Annotated in this window: 14 protein-coding genes; 9 read left to right on the forward strand and 5 right to left on the reverse strand. The window is 69.2% G+C overall.

Going from position 1 to position 16,370, the window contains the following annotated elements; genetic code table 11:
- Nucleotides 1–25 precede the first annotated feature (25 nt).
- The 9 genes from ACZ5VQ_RS10110 (at nt 26) to pssA (ending at nt 11,091) form a co-directional block, all read left to right on the forward strand.
- Nucleotides 26–1,843: a 3-hydroxyacyl-CoA dehydrogenase family protein gene (locus ACZ5VQ_RS10110; protein WP_469104485.1), complete on the forward strand. Its 1,818-nt coding sequence runs from the start codon at nt 26–28 to the stop codon at nt 1,841–1,843.
- Between the two features lie 238 nt (nt 1,844–2,081).
- Nucleotides 2,082–2,897, forward strand: coding sequence for a TetR family transcriptional regulator (locus ACZ5VQ_RS10115; protein ID WP_469104486.1), 816 nt, complete (start codon nt 2,082–2,084; stop codon nt 2,895–2,897).
- 442 nt (nt 2,898–3,339) lie between these two features.
- Nucleotides 3,340–4,677: a crotonyl-CoA carboxylase/reductase gene (ccrA, locus tag ACZ5VQ_RS10120; protein ID WP_362076972.1), complete on the forward strand. Its 1,338-nt coding sequence runs from the start codon at nt 3,340–3,342 to the stop codon at nt 4,675–4,677.
- 10 nt (nt 4,678–4,687) lie between these two features.
- On the forward strand, nt 4,688–6,736 hold the full coding sequence (locus ACZ5VQ_RS10125) for a protein meaA (protein ID WP_469104487.1): 2,049 nt from the start codon (nt 4,688–4,690) through the stop codon (nt 6,734–6,736).
- On the forward strand, nt 6,733–7,698 hold the full coding sequence (locus ACZ5VQ_RS10130; protein WP_055612052.1) for an HpcH/HpaI aldolase/citrate lyase family protein: 966 nt from the start codon (nt 6,733–6,735) through the stop codon (nt 7,696–7,698). Before ACZ5VQ_RS10125 ends, ACZ5VQ_RS10130 begins: the two co-directional genes overlap by 4 nt.
- Before the next feature lie 4 nt (nt 7,699–7,702).
- Entirely contained in the window at nt 7,703–8,215 is a 513-nt protein-coding gene (locus ACZ5VQ_RS10135) for a MaoC family dehydratase (protein WP_469104488.1), read from the forward strand.
- A 2-nt stretch (nt 8,216–8,217) separates the two neighbouring features.
- Nucleotides 8,218–9,423 carry an acyl-CoA dehydrogenase family protein gene (locus ACZ5VQ_RS10140; protein WP_362076979.1) on the forward strand — a complete coding sequence of 402 codons (1,206 nt, stop codon included), beginning with the start codon at nt 8,218–8,220 and terminating at the stop codon, nt 9,421–9,423.
- Between the two features lie 170 nt (nt 9,424–9,593).
- Nucleotides 9,594–10,250, forward strand: coding sequence for a phosphatidylserine decarboxylase (locus ACZ5VQ_RS10145; protein ID WP_055612050.1), 657 nt, complete (start codon nt 9,594–9,596; stop codon nt 10,248–10,250).
- Between the two features lie 22 nt (nt 10,251–10,272).
- Complete coding sequence (gene pssA, locus ACZ5VQ_RS10150) at nt 10,273–11,091, forward strand: CDP-diacylglycerol--serine O-phosphatidyltransferase (protein WP_362077027.1); 819 nt, start codon at nt 10,273–10,275, stop codon at nt 11,089–11,091.
- 61 nt (nt 11,092–11,152) lie between these two features.
- Here pssA and ACZ5VQ_RS10155 read toward each other — a convergent pair whose 3' ends face one another.
- The 5 genes from ACZ5VQ_RS10155 to ACZ5VQ_RS10175 are packed head-to-tail and all read right to left on the reverse strand — an operon-like array spanning nt 11,153 to nt 16,310.
- Entirely contained in the window at nt 11,153–12,418 is a 1,266-nt protein-coding gene (locus tag ACZ5VQ_RS10155; protein WP_469104489.1) for an ABC transporter substrate-binding protein, read from the reverse strand.
- Nucleotides 12,415–13,548 carry a branched-chain amino acid ABC transporter permease gene (locus tag ACZ5VQ_RS10160; RefSeq protein ID WP_469104490.1) on the reverse strand — a complete coding sequence of 378 codons (1,134 nt, stop codon included), beginning with the start codon at nt 13,546–13,548 and terminating at the stop codon, nt 12,415–12,417. The genes ACZ5VQ_RS10155 and ACZ5VQ_RS10160 overlap by 4 nt, the downstream gene beginning before the upstream one ends.
- Nucleotides 13,541–14,431 carry a branched-chain amino acid ABC transporter permease gene (locus ACZ5VQ_RS10165; RefSeq protein ID WP_307520277.1) on the reverse strand — a complete coding sequence of 297 codons (891 nt, stop codon included), beginning with the start codon at nt 14,429–14,431 and terminating at the stop codon, nt 13,541–13,543. The genes ACZ5VQ_RS10160 and ACZ5VQ_RS10165 overlap by 8 nt, the downstream gene beginning before the upstream one ends.
- On the reverse strand, nt 14,428–15,468 hold the full coding sequence (locus ACZ5VQ_RS10170) for an ABC transporter ATP-binding protein (RefSeq protein ID WP_469104491.1): 1,041 nt from the start codon (nt 15,466–15,468) through the stop codon (nt 14,428–14,430). Before ACZ5VQ_RS10170 ends, ACZ5VQ_RS10165 begins: the two co-directional genes overlap by 4 nt.
- A gap of 8 nt (nt 15,469–15,476) precedes the next feature.
- Nucleotides 15,477–16,310, reverse strand: a complete 834-nt coding sequence (locus ACZ5VQ_RS10175; RefSeq protein ID WP_469104593.1) for an ABC transporter ATP-binding protein — start codon at nt 16,308–16,310, stop codon at nt 15,477–15,479.
- Nucleotides 16,311–16,370: the final 60 nt, after the last annotated feature.

A 16,370-nucleotide genomic window follows, 5' to 3' on the forward strand; every position in this document is an offset into this window, starting at 1 on the left:
CGTCACTCATTCCTGGAGTCCCGCGATGGCCACTCCCCTGTCCGACCCTTCCCTGTCGCTCTCCGCGTCCCCGCTCAAGACCGTCGCCGTCGTCGGCCTCGGCACGATGGGGACCGGCATCGCCGAGATCCTGGCCAAGGCCGGCCGCGAGGTCGTGGGCATCGACATCAGCGAGGCCGCCGCCACGCAGGCCACCGCCGCCCTGGAGTCCTCGACCGCCCGCGCCGTGCAGCGCGGACGCCTCACCGAGCAGGAGCGCGACGACGCCCTAGCCCGCTTCGTCACGTCGACGGACCTGCGGGCCGCGGCCGACGCGGACCTGGTGATCGAGGTGGCTCCGGAGTCGTACGAGATCAAGCACCAGATCTTCCGGGAGCTGGACGGGATCGTGCGTCCGGAGACGATCCTGGCGACCGGCACCAACGCCCTGTCCGTCACGCGTCTGGCCGCCGACTCGGCCCGCCCCGAGCGGGTGCTCGGCCTGCACTTCTTCAACCCGGCGCCGGCGATGAAGCTGGTCGAGGTCGTCTCGTCCGTGCTGACCGCGCCGGCCGCCGTCGCCGCCGTCACGGACCTCGCCCTCGAACTCGGCAAGGAGCCCGTCGCGGTCGGCGACCGCCCCGGCTTCGTCGCCGACGGACTGCTCTTCGGCTACCTCAACCAGGCCGCCGCGATGTACGAGGCGAAGTACGCGAGCCGCGAGGACATCGACGCCGCGATGAAGCTGGGCTGCGGCCTGCCCATGGGCCCGCTGGCCCTGCTGGACCTGATCGGCGTCGACACCGCGCGTACGGTCCTGGAGGCCATGTACGCCGAGTCCCACGACCGGCTGCACGCGCCCTCCCCCATCCTCAAGCAGCTCAGCGAGGCGGGCCTGACCGGCCGCAAGTCGGGGCGTGGCTTCTACACGTACGACGGCCCGGGCAGCGCGACCGTCGTGCGGGACGCGCTGACTCCCCTGGAGGGCGCCTCCCTGATGCCCGGCCGTACCGTGCGCTCGGTCGGCGTCGCGGGCTCCGGCACCATGGCGTCCGGTATCGCGGAGGTCTTCGCGAAGGCCGGGTACGAGGTCGTGCTCGCCGCGCGCAGCGAGGAGAAGGCGCAGACCGCCAAGGCCCGTATCGGCAAGTCGCTCTCGCGCTCCGTCGACAAGGGCCGGATGACCGCCGAGGCCGCCGCCGAGACGCTGGGACGGATCACTCCGGCGGGCTCGTACGACGCCTTCGCGGACGTCGACCTGGCCCTGGAGGCGGTCGCCGAGGACCTGGAGATCAAGCAGCAGCTGTTCGCGGTCTTCGACAAGGTCTGCAAGCCGGGCGCGATCCTGGCCACCACGACCTCGTCGCTGCCCGTCGTGGCCTGTGCCCGCGCCACCTCGCGGCCGCAGGACGTGATCGGCATGCACTTCTTCAACCCGGCACCGGCGATGAAGCTCGTCGAGGTCGTGCGCACGGTCCTGACGGCCGACGACGTGCACGCCACGGTCCGGGAGGTCTGTGCGAAGGTCCGCAAGCACCCGGTGGACTGCGGCGACCGGGCCGGTTTCATCGTGAACGCGCTGCTGTTCCCGTACCTGAACAACGCGATCAAGATGGTCCAGGAGCACTACGCGACGCTCGACGACATCGACGCCGCGATGAGGCTCGGCGGCGGTTACCCGATGGGCCCCTTCGAGCTCCTCGACGTGGTCGGCCTGGACGTCTCGCTGGCCATCGAGAAGGTCCTGCACCGCGAGTTCCGTGACCCGGGCCTCGCCCCCGCACCCCTCCTGGAGCACCTGGTGGCCGCGGGCTGCCTCGGCCGCAAGACGGGCCGCGGCTTCCGCGAATATGCACGGCGCTGAACCGCCGCGCGACGCCGGGCCCGGGGACCGGCCCGGCGAGCCCGCCTCCGAGCCATGGGACCTGCCCGGAGGCGGGCCTGCGGGCGGGCCCTCGGCCGATGGCCGGTCCGGCGGCTTGTTCGCCGAACGCGCCGACTGGGGCGGGCTGCTCGATCCGGCCGCCGCCCCGGTCCCGGTCCCGGTCGGGGAAAGACCCGGTCATGAGCGCTCCGCCGCGTACATGCAGTACGTTCGGGGCATGTCCCAGCCCGCCAAGTCCTCCCGTACCCCAGCCACGCCCGACGCTCCTGAGAGCGCCGCGGGCAGTCGTGCGGCCGCGCAGCGGCTCAAGATGCGCCGCGAACTGGCGGCCGCCGCGATGGAGCTGTTCGCGACGAAGGGGTACGAGGCAACGACCGTCGACGAGATCGCGGCCGCGGCCGGGGTCGCCCGGCGCACCTTCTTCCGGCACTTCCGCTCCAAGGAAGAGGCGATCTTCCCGGACCACGACGACACGTTGATCCGGGCCGAGGCGGTGCTCAACGCGGCGCCGGCGCACGAGCATCCGCTCGACACGGTGTGCCGGGGCATCAAGGAAGTCATGAAGATGTACGCGGCGAGGCCGGAGATCTCGGTGTCGCGCTACAAGCTCACCCGCGAGGTACCGACCCTGCGGGAGGCGGAGATCGCGTCCGTGGCGCGGTACGAGCGGCTGTTCACCCGCTATCTGCTGGGCCACTTCGACGAGCACGCCCACGACGACGACGCCAACGACGACCCGCTGCTCGCCGAGGTCGCCGCGTCCGCCGTCGTCACGGCCCACAACCACGTCCTGCGGCGGTGGCTGCGGGCGGGCGGCCAGGGAGACGTCGAGAGCCAGCTGGACCACGCCTTCGCGATCGTCCGGAAGACCTTCGGTACGGGGATCGGGGCCGGGCGGGAGACCACTCCGCGGTCGGCACCCTCCTCCGCCGCGTCCGTGGAGGGCGAGGTGCTGGTGACCGTGGCCCGCGTGGACGCTCCGCTGGACCAGGTGATGCGCACGATCGAGCAGGCGCTCAAGGAACGGCCGTAGCAGCACCTCGCGGAACTGCGGCTCAGCCACTGTCCTCACCAAACACCTGATCGCCGGACGAGCTCAATGTGAGCGCGTCCGGCAGCTTTTTGCCCACATTCAGGCGTTTCCCGCCCCCACCTGATCGATCATCGCTCACGTGTTACGTAAAGATTTCACCTGAGCGCAACTTCTGGCACTCCGTGCCTTGCGGCGTGACACGGCGTGCCATACGTTGAAGTTGTCCGGGCGGCCGGCGTGCAGAGATCCTTCGTACGCCGGCTGTCCCCGCAAGCCAATGGCCTGCGCGCCCGGACGCCTGCGTCACAGGCAACCTTCCGCGCCACAACGCGCTGCCGAGCACCACCCTCGCCGAACCGACGGCACTGCCTCACACCAGCAGCAATCACCCCGACGTAACCCTCAGCGTTCCCCTCAGACGCTCATCGCCGGAGGCACCACCGTGAAGGAAATCCTGGACGCGATTCAGTCGCGGACGGCCACGTCCGCCGACTTCGCCGCACTGCCGCTCCCCGAGTCGTACCGCGCGATCACCGTGCACAAGGACGAGACGGAGATGTTCGCCGGCCTCGCCACCCGCGACAAGGACCCCCGCAAGTCGATCCACCTGGACGACGTGCCGGTGCCCGAACTCGGCCCCGGTGAGGCCCTGGTGGCCGTGATGGCCTCCTCGGTCAACTACAACTCCGTGTGGACCTCGATCTTCGAGCCCATGGCGACCTTCGGGTTCCTGGAGCGCTACGGCAAGCTCAGCGACCTCACCAAGCGCCACGACCTGCCGTACCACATCATCGGTTCCGACCTGGCGGGCGTCGTACTGCGCACCGGTCCGGGCGTGAACGCCTGGCGGCCCGGTGACGAGGTCGTCGCGCACTGCCTGTCCGTCGAGCTGGAGTCCAGCGACGGGCACAACGACACGATGCTCGACCCCGAGCAGCGCATCTGGGGCTTCGAGACGAACTTCGGCGGCCTCGCCGAGATCGCGCTCGTCAAGTCCAACCAGCTGATGCCCAAGCCCGACCACCTGTCGTGGGAGGAGGCCGCCGCCCCCGGTCTGGTGAACTCCACCGCATACCGGCAGCTGGTCTCCCGCAACGGCGCCGGCATGAAGCAGGGCGACAACGTCCTCATCTGGGGCGCCAGTGGCGGACTCGGCTCGTACGCCACCCAGTTCGCGCTGGCCGGCGGCGCCAACCCCATCTGTGTGGTGAGCAGCCCGCAGAAGGCGGACATCTGCCGCGCGATGGGCGCCGAGGCGATCATCGACCGCAACGCCGAGGACTACCGGTTCTGGAAGGACGAGCACAACCAGGATCCGAAGGAGTGGAAGCGCTTCGGCAAGCGCATCCGTGAGCTCACCGGCGGCGAGGACGTCGACATCGTCTTCGAGCACCCGGGCCGCGAGACCTTCGGCGCAAGCGTTTACGTCACCCGCAAGGGCGGCACGATCGTCACCTGCGCCTCGACCTCGGGCTACAACCACGAGTACGACAACCGGTACCTGTGGATGTCCCTGAAGCGGATCATCGGCTCACACTTCGCCAACTACCGCGAGGCCTGGGAGGCCAACCGGCTCATCGCGAAGGGCAAGATCCACCCGACGCTCTCCCGGGTGTACTCGCTGGAGGAGACCGGGCAGGCCGCGTACGACGTGCACCGCAACCTCCATCAGGGCAAGGTCGGAGTCCTGGCGCTGGCGCCCACCGAGGGCCTCGGCGTACGCGACGAGGAGAAGCGCGCCCAGCACGTCGACGCCATCAACCGCTTCCGGAACATCTGAGGGCCACCCCATGACTGAGCGCCAGACGCCGCAGGCGAAGAACGTAAGGGACCGGCCGTGGCTCATGCGCACCTACGCCGGTCACTCCACGGCCGAGGCGTCCAACGAGCTGTACCGGCGCAATCTCGCCAAGGGCCAGACGGGTCTGTCGGTCGCGTTCGACCTGCCGACACAGACCGGCTACGACCCCGACCACATCCTCGCCCGCGGCGAGGTCGGCCGGGTCGGCGTGCCCGTCTCGCACCTCGGTGACATGCGCCGGCTGTTCCAGGACATCCCCCTGGACCAGATGAACACCTCGATGACCATCAACGCCACCGCCATGTGGCTGCTGGCGCTCTACCAGGTCGTCGCCGAGGAGCAGGGTGTCGACATCACCAGGCTCCAGGGCACGACCCAGAACGACATCGTGAAGGAGTACCTGTCGCGGGGGACGCACGTCTTCCCGCCGGTGCCCTCGCTCCGTCTGACGACGGACATGATCTGCTACACGGTCAACAACATCCCCAAGTGGAACCCGATCAACATCTGCAGCTATCACCTGCAGGAGGCGGGAGCCACCCCGGTCCAGGAGATCGCGTACGCCATGTCCACCGCGATCGCCGTCCTGGACGCGGTGTTCGCGTCCGGGCAGATCCGCGAGGACCAGAAGGGTGACGTGGTCGCGCGCATCTCCTTCTTCGTGAACGCGGGCGTCCGCTTCGTCGAGGAGATGTGCAAGATGCGGGCGTTCGGTCGCATCTGGGACAGGATCACCCGCGAGCGGTACGGGATCGAGAACCCCAAGCACCGCCGCTTCCGGTACGGGGTCCAGGTCAACTCGCTCGGTCTGACCGAGGCCCAGCCGGAGAACAACATCCAGCGGATCGTGCTGGAGATGCTGGCGGTGACCCTCTCGAAGGACGCCCGCGCGCGTGCCGTCCAACTCCCGGCCTGGAACGAGGCGTTGGGCCTGCCCCGGCCCTGGGACCAGCAGTGGTCGCTGCGCATGCAGCAGGTGCTCGCGTACGAGAGCGACCTGCTGGAGTACGCGGACATCTTCGAGGGCTCGCACGTCATCGAGGCGAAGGTCGCCCAGCTGGTCGAGGACTCGTTCGCCGAGATCGACCGGATCCAGGAGATGGGCGGCGCGATGGCGGCCGTCGAGTCGGGCTATCTGAAGTCGCAGCTCGTCTCGTCGCACGCCGAGCGCCGGGCCCGTATCGAGTCCGGTGACGAGAAGATCGTCGGCGTCAACATCTTCGAGTCGACCGAGCCGAACCCGCTCACGGCCGATCTGGACGCCGCGATCATGACGGTCGACCCGGCGGTCGAGGCCGGGGTGACCGCCGCCCTCAAGGACTGGCGGGACACCCGCTACCAGCCCCCCTTCAACCACCCTCGCCCCTGCAAGGCGCTGGAGCGGCTGAAGGAGGCCGCGAAGGGCACCGGCAACCTCATGGAGGCCACCCTTGAGTGCGCCCGCGCCGGGGTCACGACCGGCGAGTGGGCCGGTGCCCTGCGCGAGGTGTTCGGCGAGTTCCGCGCCCCCACCGGTGTGTCGTCCGCGCCCGTCGCGGTGACCGCCGAGGAGGGCACGGCGATGGCGCTGGTCCGCCGCAAGGTGGAGCTGACCGCGAAGGACATGGGCGTCGGCAAGCTCCGCTTCCTGGTGGGCAAGCCGGGCCTGGACGGGCATTCCAACGGCGCCGAGCAGATCGCCGTACGGGCCCGTGACGCCGGCTTCGAGGTGGTCTACCAGGGCATCCGGCTCACGCCCGAGGAGATCGTGACCGCGGCGGTCGCCGAGGACGTGCACGCGGTGGGCCTGTCGATCCTCTCCGGCTCGCACGCCCAACTGGTGCCCGACGTGCTGGAACGTCTGCGTGTGGCCGGTGCCACAGACATCCCGGTGATCGCCGGTGGCATCATCCCGAATGGCGACGCCGAAGACCTGCGGGCCGCGGGAGTGGCCGCGGTCTTCACTCCGAAGGATTTCGACATCACCGGAATCATCGGCCGGATCGTCGACGAGATCCGGAAAGCGAACAAGCTCGACCCACTGGAGGTCCCCGCATGACCAGCCCCGTCAACCGCCTTCGTCCGCGGCGCTCCTGCCTCGCCGTGCCGGGGAGCAACCCCCGCTTCCTGGAGAAGGCGCAGGGCCTCCCGGCCGACCAGGTGTTCCTGGACCTGGAGGACGCGTGCGCGCCGCTGGCCAAGCCCGAGGCGCGGCACACCATCGTCAAGTTCCTCAACGAGGGTGACTGGACGGGCAAGACGCGGGTCGTGCGCGTCAACGACTGGACGACCGAGTGGACGTACCGCGATGTCGTGACGGTGGTCGAGGGCGCCGGTCCCAACCTCGACTGCATCATGCTGCCGAAGGTCCAGGACGCCCAGCAGATCGTGGCCCTTGACCTCCTGCTGACGCAGATCGAGAAGACGATGGGCTTCGAGGTCGGCAAGATCGGTATCGAGGCGCAGATCGAGAACGCCCAGGGTCTGAACAACGTCAACGAGATCGCGACGGCCTCCCAGCGCGTCGAGACGATCATCTTCGGCCCGGCCGACTTCATGGCGTCGATCAACATGAAGTCGCTGGTCGTGGGCGAGCAGCCGCCCGGTTACCCGGCGGACGCCTACCACTACATCCTGATGAAGATCCTGATGGCCGCCCGCGCCAACAACCTCCAGGCGATCGACGGCCCCTACCTGCAGATCCGCAACATCGACGGCTACCGCGAGGTCGCCGGGCGGGCCGCCGCCCTCGGTTTCGACGGCAAGTGGGTGCTGCACCCGGGCCAGGTCGAGGCGTCCAACGAGATCTTCTCGCCCTCCCAGGAGGACTTCGACCACGCCGAGCTGATCCTGGACGCGTACGACTTCTACACGTCCGAGGCGGGCGGCAAGAAGGGCTCCGCGATGCTCGGCGACGAGATGATCGACGAGGCCAGCCGCAAGATGGCCCTCGTCATCTCCGGCAAGGGCCGGGCCGCCGGCATGCAGCGCACGTCCAAGTTCGAAGCTCCGGAGGCCTGAGCACATGCAGTTCGGACGCACCTACGAGGAGTTCGAGGTCGGCGCGGTCTACAAGCACTGGCCCGGGAAGACCGTCACGGAGTACGACGACCATCTCTTCTGTCTCCTGACGATGAACCACCACCCGCTCCACATGGACGCCAACTACGCCGAGAACACGACCGACTTCGGGAAGAACGTCGTGGTCGGCAACTACATCTACTCCCTGCTGCTGGGCATGTCGGTGCCGGACGTGTCGGGCAAGGCGATCGCCAACCTGGAGATCGAGTCGCTGAAGCACGTCGCGCCGACCTTCCACGGCGACACGATCTACGGCGAGACCACGGTCCTCGACAAGACCCCGTCGAGGTCCAAGAACGACCGCGGGATCGTCCATGTCGAGACCAAGGGCTACAAGCAGGACGGCACGCTGGTCTGTGTGTTCCGCCGCAAGGTGATGGTCCCCACCGAGACGTACATCAAGGAGCGCGGCGGCGAGCAGCCCGGCCGCCCCCGGCTCAAGGAGCAGGAGAAGTAGCCATGGCGCGACTCGCCCAGACCGCCGGTCTGACCGACATCCAGCAGGAGATCCTGTCCACCGTCCGGGACTTCGTGGACAAGGAGATCATCCCGGTCGCGACCGAGCTGGAGCACCGCGACGAGTACCCGCAGCAGATCGTCGACGGGCTCAAGGAGTTGGGCCTCTTCGGCCTCATGATCCCCGAGGAGTACGGGGGTCTGGGCGAGTCGCTCCTCACCTACGCTCTGTGCGTGGAGGAGATCGCGCGCGGCTGGATGTCGGTGTCCGGCATCATCAACACCCACTTCATCGTGGCGTACATGCTCAAGCAGCACGGCACGCAGGAGCAGCGGGAGTACTTCCTGCCGCGGATGGCGGCGGGCGAGGTGCGCGGCGCGTTCTCCATGTCGGAACCGGCACTCGGCTCGGACGTTTCGGCGATCACGTCGAAGGCGGTCAAGGACGGCGACGAGTACGTCCTCAACGGTCAGAAGATGTGGCTGACGAACGGCGGAACGTCGACGCTCGTGGCCGTTCTGGTGAAGAGTGACGAAGGCCACCCCGAGGGCACGGCGCCCCACAAGTCGATGACGACCTTCCTGGTGGAGAAGGAGCCCGGCTTCGGTGAGGTCCGCCCCGGCCTGACCATCCCCGGGAAGATCGACAAGATGGGGTACAAGGGTGTCGACACCACCGAGTTGATCATGGATGGCCTGCGCATTCCGGCCAATCGGGTGCTCGGCGGGGTCACCGGCCGAGGGTTTTACCAAATGATGGACGGCGTCGAGGTCGGCCGCGTCAACGTGGCGGCGCGTGGCTGCGGTGTCGCTCAGCGTGCGTTCGAACTGGGCGTCTCCTATGCCCAGCAGCGTCACACTTTCGGCAAACCGATCGCCCAGCACCAGGCGATCCAGTTCAAGCTGGCCGAGATGGCTACCAAGGTCGAGGCCGCCCATGCGATGATGGTGAATGCGGCACGCAAAAAGGACTCCGGGGAGCGAAACGACCTCGAAGCAGGGATGGCGAAGTACCTCGCCTCCGAGTACTGCAAAGAGGTGGTCGAAGACGCCTTCCGGATCCACGGCGGTTACGGCTTCTCCAAGGAGTACGAGATCGAGCGCCTCTACCGTGAGGCCCCGATGCTGCTCATCGGTGAAGGTACCGCCGAGATCCAGAAAATGATCATCGGACGCAGGTTGCTCGAAGAGTATCGGACGCAGGGCTAGATATACCGATTCGGGGTGTTTTCATCGAGAAGAAGATCACACCCCGTCAGCACTCTTCGGACGCCGACTCGGCTTCCTGGCTTGCCCAGTTGTGGCCCGCGACCGGTACGATCCCGGGAAAGCCGCCGTCCCCCGTTACAGCGCGGCATCATCCGCTACGAAGGTCATCCATGCCCCACAGCCAAACCTCTGCACCACGCGACAGCCTGGCAGGCGTACGTATTGCGCGCGGAGCATCGCCGTGGCTCCTCCCGACCGTCGCCACCGCAGCCCTCAGCCTGGTACGCGCGCGCAAGTCCGGCGCCGCCAAGGCCGTCGCCGTACCCGCCACCGCGCTGGCGGCGGGCATGCTGTGGTTCTTCCGCGACCCCGAGCGCGAGATCGCCCCGGGCCGGGTCATCTCCCCGGCCGACGGTGTGGTGCAGAGCATCATGCCGTGGAAGGACGGGCGCACCCGCGTCGCGATCTTCATGAGCCCGCTGAACGTCCACGTCAACCGCGCGCCTCTCTCCGGCACGGTGACGTCGGTCGAGCACATCCCCGGCGGTTTCGTCCCGGCGTTCAACAAGGAGAGCGAGAACAACGAGCGCGTTGTCTGGCACTTCGACACCGAGCTCGGCGACATCGAGATGATCCAGATCGCCGGTGCGGTCGCGCGGCGCATCGTGCCGTACATCCCTCAGGGCACGAAGGTCGAGCAGGGCGACCGGATCGGGCTGATCCGCTTCGGGTCCCGCGTCGACATCTACCTCCCCGAGGGTGTCGAGGTCGACGTGGAGGTCGGACAGAAGACCGTGGCGGGGGTGACTCGCATTGACCGTGATTGATCCCGAGACACAGGCCGGCTGGGTGCCGGAGGCCGACGAGCTGGACGACGAGGAGGAGATGCCCCTCTCTCTCCGCCTCTCAATAGCGGACACCCTCACACTCGGTAACGCCACGTGCGGCTTCATGGCGGTGTACTTCACCACCACCGGCATCCTGATCCCGCACCTCACGGGCAGCCAGGAGACCGGCATGGCGCGGCACAGTGCCGCGACCGCCGTGATCCTGATGCTGTGCGCCGCGGTCTTCGACCTGTTCGACGGACTGGTCGCCCGCAAGCTGCGCTCCTCCCCCATGGGCGCGGAGCTGGACAACCTCTCCGACCTGATCAGCTTCGGTCTGGCGCCGGCGTACTTCGTGCTGGTCTACGGCATGGTCGCCGACGACGCGCACCAGCGGGTGGCGGCGGTGGGGGCCATCGTGGTCCTGCTGGCGGTCGTGCTCCGGCTCGCCAGATTCTCCTGCGTCACGGTCAAGGACGGCACCTTCCAGGGCATGCCCTCGCCGTTCGGCGCGCTGACCGTCGTCTCCATCGTGCTGCTCGAGCTGCCGTTCGTCGCCACGCTCATGGCGATCATCGGCACCGCGTGGCTGATGGTGAGCCGGGTCGAGTACCCGAAGCCGCGGGGGCGGCTCGCCGTGGCGATGCTCTCCTGGATCGTGCTCAGCATGGGTCTGCTGACGGCCTGGGCCTTCGAGGCCCCCGGCGGACAGCTCCTCCTGCAGACCGGCTGCGCCCTGCAGCTCGTCACGGGCGCGGTGATCCCCCTCTTCGCCACGGCTCGGAGGGTGAACAACTTCCGCGACAACCGCCGCGAGGCGCGGGCGGCGCAGCTGCCGTAGCGGTCGTACGACACTGAAGGGCCCCGAACCTCGTGGTTCGGGGCCCTTCGGTTGTGCGCGCTCACGTTGCCGGGGAGTACGCCTCCGCCACCTGTGACGCCTCGGCGTCGCGTACGACCTTCATGCCGCCTGTCACCGTCTTGTCGGGCTGGAGGATGACGCTCTGTTTGGAGGAGGGGGCGTTCGGGTCGGTGAAGTCCTGGGGGATGCCGAAGCCCGTGTCGAGGGAGTTGATGGTGAGGAGGGCCTTGTCCACACCCTCGCGGGTCAGGTCCTTGGACGCGCAGGCCTTCTTCAGGGCCTCGCCGAAGGCGTAGACCGCGGTCCAGCCGGCGACGACTCCGTTGTCGAGGGAGTCCTTCGGGTACGCCTTCTTGTAGTCGGCGACCAGCTTCTGGGCCTGAGGAGTGTCCGCGCCGATGGGCAGCGAGGGCGAGGCCACGTAGTAGTTCTTCATCAGGGCCGGGCCCGCCTGGGTCGCCAGGAGCTGCGGGGCGAAGGCCGAGTTGTTGCCGATGATCGGGACGTCGAAGCCGCTTGCCGCGGCGACACCGACGAGCGAGGCCGCCTGACGCGGGCCCGCGCTGATCACGACCGCCTTGACGCCGGCCTTCTTCAGCGCGGCGACCTGTGCGGTCATGTCGTTGTCGGTCGGCTTGATCTTCTGCTCGACGACGGTCAGACCGGCCTCCTTCGCGATGTGCTTCGAGCCGACCAGCGCGCTCTCGCCGTAGTCGCCCTCGAAGTAGACGTGCCCGATCTTGTCGCCCTTCTTGATGCCCTTCTCCTTCATCAGGAAGTCGACGGCGTTGATCGTCTCGATGTCGTACGTGGATCCGATGACCCGGATGTACGGGCTGCCGAGCAGCGTCGCCGACCAGGCCTGCGGCAGGACCAGGCCCTTGTCCTGGCCGTCGATGCGCTGCTTGACCGCGGCGACGAACGGGGAGCCGATGAACTGCGTGAAGCCGAGCACCTTCGGCTCAAGCTCGGTGTACCCGGCGAGGGCCTTCTGCGGGTCGTAGCCGTGGTCGCGGACGGTGAGGGAGACCTTGTAGCCGCAGACCCCGCCGTCGGCGTTCAGCTGCTTCACATAGAGCTGCTGGGCCTGGGTGACGCTCTTGCCGAGGGTCGCGTACACGCCGGTCATGTCGGTGAGGACGCCGAGCGTGATGGTCTTGCCGGAGATGCCGTCGCCGGTCTTCACCTCTCCCGCGGCAGTCCCCTTGTCCTTGTCGTCGTCCTTGGCCTTGGAACTGCACCCGGCCAGCACGAGCAGCGCGGCGAGCGCGCCTGCGGTCACCTGGGCCGCGTAAGTCGTCCTCATCGTTCCTCCCCTGGGATGGACCGTGGACCGGTCCTGACACGACGCCCGGCGGCCACCCTGACCAGGCCGCCGGGCAGGAAGAGCACCACCGCGACGACGGCGGCGCCGTAGAGGTACCGGGCTGCCTCGCCCGGTGCGATCCCGCCCGTACCGGGGGCGGAGACCAGGGGCAGCGCATCGCTGTAGCGGGTCAGCAGCTGCGGCAGCAGGGAGACGAACGCGGCCCCGACCACCGCCCCCGAGACCGAACCGAGCCCGCCGATGACGATCATGGCGAGGTATTCGAGCGACAGCGTGATGCCGAAGTAGTCCGGCACCGTCCGCTGGAAGACCAGGGCGAGCAGGACGCCCGCGAGGCCCGCGTACATCGAGGACAGGACGAAGACGGCGGCCCGGTAGCGGGCGACGGGCACGCCGATGACCCCGGCCGCGATGCGGTGGTCCCTGATCGCGTTCATGGCGCGTCCGGGGCGGCCGCGCAGCACCCCGCGGGCGAAGAGCGCGCAGCCGAGGAGGAGGACGAGTCCCGCGTACCAGAGCTTCTCCGCCGAGCCGAACGGCACGGCGGCGACGACGAGTTCACTGTCGTCGAAGGTGAGTCCGAAGAGGCTCAGGGGCGGTACGTCTCGGCCGTTGAAGCCGCCGGTGAGGTCGCGGGCGTTGAACAGCACGTGCTGACCGATGAAGATCAGCGCGAGTGTGGCGATGCCCAGGTAGGCGCCGCGCAACCGGCCCGCGATGGGGCTGAAGAGGCCGCCCGCAAGGCCCGCGACGAGGACGGCGAGGACGGCCGCGAGCCAGGTCGGCAGGCCGAGGCCGGTCAGCCCGTCACCGCCGTCGGCGGCGAACACGCAGTAGCCGTACGCACCGACCGCGAGGAAGAAGGCGTGTCCCATGGAGAGCTGGCCCGTGGAGCCGGTGAGGAGGTTGATTCCGATCGCCCCGATCGCGGCGGCCATCGCGAACAGCCCGGCCTGGAGCCAGAACCGGTCCAGGTAGAAGGGCAGGGCGAGCAGGAGGAGGGCTCCGGCGGCCCGGACGTACGGACGCACGTGGGTGGGCAGGGCAGGCCTGCGGCGGGCGGGCCGTGGCTTGTCGGCCGCCGCGTCACGCGTGAGGACCTCAGACACGGGCCAACTCCTTCGTGCCGAACAGCCCGGCGGGCCGGATGAGCAGGATGACGGTCATCACGAGGTAGGGGGCGAGGTCGCCCAACCCCCGGCCCAGGAAGGTCAGTTCGCTCTGGTAGCCGGTGGCCAGGGATTCGGTCACGCCCACTAGCAGACCGCCGACGAGCGCGCCCGTCGTGGAGTCGAGGCCGCCGAGGATCGCGGCGGGGAAGGCCTTGAGGGCGGCGAGCGACGTGGCTCTCTCCAGCCCTGGGGTCGGGAAGACGGTCAGGAACAGCGCGGCCACGGCCGCGAGTCCGCCGGCCACGGCCCAGGCCCCGAGCGACACCCTGCCGAGCCGTACGCCCATCAGCGCGGCCGTCTCCGGGCTCTCGGCGGCGGCCCGCATCGCGACTCCCCAGGAGGTGTAGCGGAACGCGAGCAGGAACACGGTGATGAGCAGGGCGGCGGCCACGAAGGCGGCGATGCGCGTGTGGGCCAGGGAGATGGGCCCGAGGGTGAGCACGGCGTCGCCCCACGGGTCGCCGAGGGGCAGGACGTCCGTGCCGATGCGGCGGGTCAGTTCGGTGGTGAGCAGGATGTCCACGCCGATCGTGACGATGGCGAGGACGCTGTGGTCGGACCCCCGGTAGCGACGCATGACCAGGAACTCCACGGCCGCGCCGACCACCGCGGCCCCGGCGATCCCGACCAGCAGCGCGGGCCAGAAGCCGATGTCGTCGTGGAGGGTCGCGGTGACGTACCCGCCCGCCAACAGCAGTGACGCGTGGGCGAAGTTGACGACCTCGGTGGCCCGGAAGATGACCACGAAGCCGAGGGCGATGAGGGCGTAGACCGACCCCATCGACACACCGTTGAGGAGGAGTTCGGCGAAGGTGCTCACGAGGCGTTCTCCTCTCCCCGGAGCTTCCCGGGTCTCTCGGGGTTCCTGGACCTCTCGGGGCTCTCGGGCCGGTCCGCCTCGCCGGTTTCCTCGGGGCGGCGCTCCCCCAGGTAGGCGCGTACGACCGCCGGGTCGTTCTGTACGTCGGCGGGGGCGCCGTCCGCGATCAGGCGCCCGAAGTCGAGTACGGTCACCGCGTCGGCGAGCCGCATCACCACCCCCATGTCGTGTTCCACCAGGACGATCGAGATGCCGAGGCTGTCGCGAACTCCCGCGATCACGGCGGAGGTTCGGCGGCGCTCGTCGGCGGTCATGCCCGCGACCGGCTCGTCCAGGAGCAGCAGGCGCGGCTCCATGCAGAGGGCGCGGGCGAGTTCGGCGAGCTTCTGCTGTCCGTACGGAAGTGAGCCCGCCGGGCGGTCGAGGTAGGGCGCGATGCCGACGAACTCGGCGATCTCGCGTACGCGTTCACGGTGGCGACGCTCTTCGCGGGCCGCCGCCGGGAGGCGAAGCCCCGCTGACAGGAAGCCGGTTCGGGTGAGCCGGTGCCGTCCGAGGAGCAGGCTGTCCTCGACCGTGGCGAGCGGGGGCAGCGCGAGGTTCTGGAAGATGCGGGCGACGCCCAGATCGGCGATGCGGTGCGGAGGCATGCCGGTCAGTTCGTGCTCGCCGAAGAGGACGCTGCCTGCGGTGGCGCGGTAGACCCCGGACAGGACGTTGAAACAGGTGGACTTTCCGGCGCCGTTGGGGCCGATGAGGGCGTGGACGGTGCCGGGGCGGACGGTGAAGTCGATGGCGTCGAGGGCGGTGAGGCCCGCGAACCGGACGGTCAACTCCCTTACGTGGAGCGGCGGGACGTCGGGAGTGGGTGAAGTGGCCTCCGGCGGTGGGGAGTCCGACCGGGTGAGGGCTGACCGAGTGGAGTCTGACTGGGTGGGGCCCGGTCTGGTTGTCGGGTCCCGTCGGCTGTGCGGCCGGGCGGGGTCCGGCTCGTCGTCGCTCGGTGTGCCGTCGCTGGGCGTGGCGTCGCTCGGCATGTCGGTGGTCACCCCTTCCAGCGGGTCAGTGCCGGGTGCGTGGTGCGGGCCCGTTCGGCGTCGGCCGCCGCGTCCTCGTCGACGACGCCCAGATAGCGGCGGCGTACCTCGTCGGAGGCGGCCAGTTCGTCCGCGGGACCCGACAGGGTGACTTCGCCGACTTCGAGGACGTACGCGCGGGAGGCGAGGCGCAGGGCGAGGGCGGCGTTCTGTTCGACGAGCAGGATCGAGGTGCCCTGGGCGTTGATCTCCCGCACGGTGTCGGCGATCCGCTCGGCCATCAGCGGGGCGAGTCCGAGGGACGGCTCGTCGAGGAGCAGGATGCGCGGGGTGGCCATCAGGCCGCGGCCGACCGCGAGCATCTGCTGTTCTCCGCCCGACAGCAGGCCGGCCCGCTGCTGGGCGCGGTCGGCGAGGACGGGGAACAGTTCGTGGACGCGGCGCAGGGCGGCGGCCCGGCCGGCCCGGCCCCCGGTGGCGCCCAGTGCCCCGGCGCGGAGGTTGTCGGCGACGGTCATCCGGGCGAACACCCGCCGCCCTTCCGGTATTTGGGACACTCCGGCGGCGACGACGCGGTCCGGCGACAGCCCGTCGAGGCGGCGGCCGTTCAGGCTCACCGTGCCGCCGGTGACCGCGCCGCCGTGGAAGGACAGCGTCCGGCAGACCGCCCGGAGCAGGGTCGACTTGCCCGCGCCGTTGCCGCCGAGGACGGTGACCACGGCTCCCTCGGGCACCTCCAGGGACACCTGGCGCAGTGCGCGTACGGGCCCGTATCCGACCGACAGCTCATGAACGACCAGCCCGGAACCGACCGAACCGACCGAACCACCCGAACCACCCATCGAACGCCCCCTGTTCTCGCCCCGTGTGGCGCTCACCACAGCACCGGCGGGGGCGTCCGT

Source organism: Streptomyces sp. NPDC033178 (genome assembly GCF_055577685.1).

Excerpts from the sequence above, each read along its gene's own strand:
- ACZ5VQ_RS10110 (WP_469104485.1), top strand. The coding sequence starts at position 26 with ATGGCCACTCCCCTGTCCGACCCTTCCCTGTCGCTCTCCGCGTCCCCG.
- ACZ5VQ_RS10115 (WP_469104486.1), top strand. The coding sequence starts at position 2,082 with ATGTCCCAGCCCGCCAAGTCCTCCCGTACCCCAGCCACGCCCGACGCT.
- ACZ5VQ_RS10125 (WP_469104487.1), top strand. The coding sequence starts at position 4,688 with ATGACTGAGCGCCAGACGCCGCAGGCGAAGAACGTAAGGGACCGGCCG.
- ACZ5VQ_RS10130 (WP_055612052.1), top strand. The coding sequence starts at position 6,733 with ATGACCAGCCCCGTCAACCGCCTTCGTCCGCGGCGCTCCTGCCTCGCC.
- ACZ5VQ_RS10135 (WP_469104488.1), top strand. The coding sequence starts at position 7,703 with ATGCAGTTCGGACGCACCTACGAGGAGTTCGAGGTCGGCGCGGTCTAC.
- ACZ5VQ_RS10140 (WP_362076979.1), top strand. The coding sequence starts at position 8,218 with ATGGCGCGACTCGCCCAGACCGCCGGTCTGACCGACATCCAGCAGGAG.
- ACZ5VQ_RS10145 (WP_055612050.1), top strand. The coding sequence starts at position 9,594 with ATGCCCCACAGCCAAACCTCTGCACCACGCGACAGCCTGGCAGGCGTA.
- ACZ5VQ_RS10155 (WP_469104489.1), bottom strand. The coding sequence starts at position 12,418 with ATGAGGACGACTTACGCGGCCCAGGTGACCGCAGGCGCGCTCGCCGCG.
- ACZ5VQ_RS10170 (WP_469104491.1), bottom strand. The coding sequence starts at position 15,468 with ATGCCGAGCGACGCCACGCCCAGCGACGGCACACCGAGCGACGACGAG.
- ACZ5VQ_RS10175 (WP_469104593.1), bottom strand. The coding sequence starts at position 16,310 with ATGGGTGGTTCGGGTGGTTCGGTCGGTTCGGTCGGTTCCGGGCTGGTC.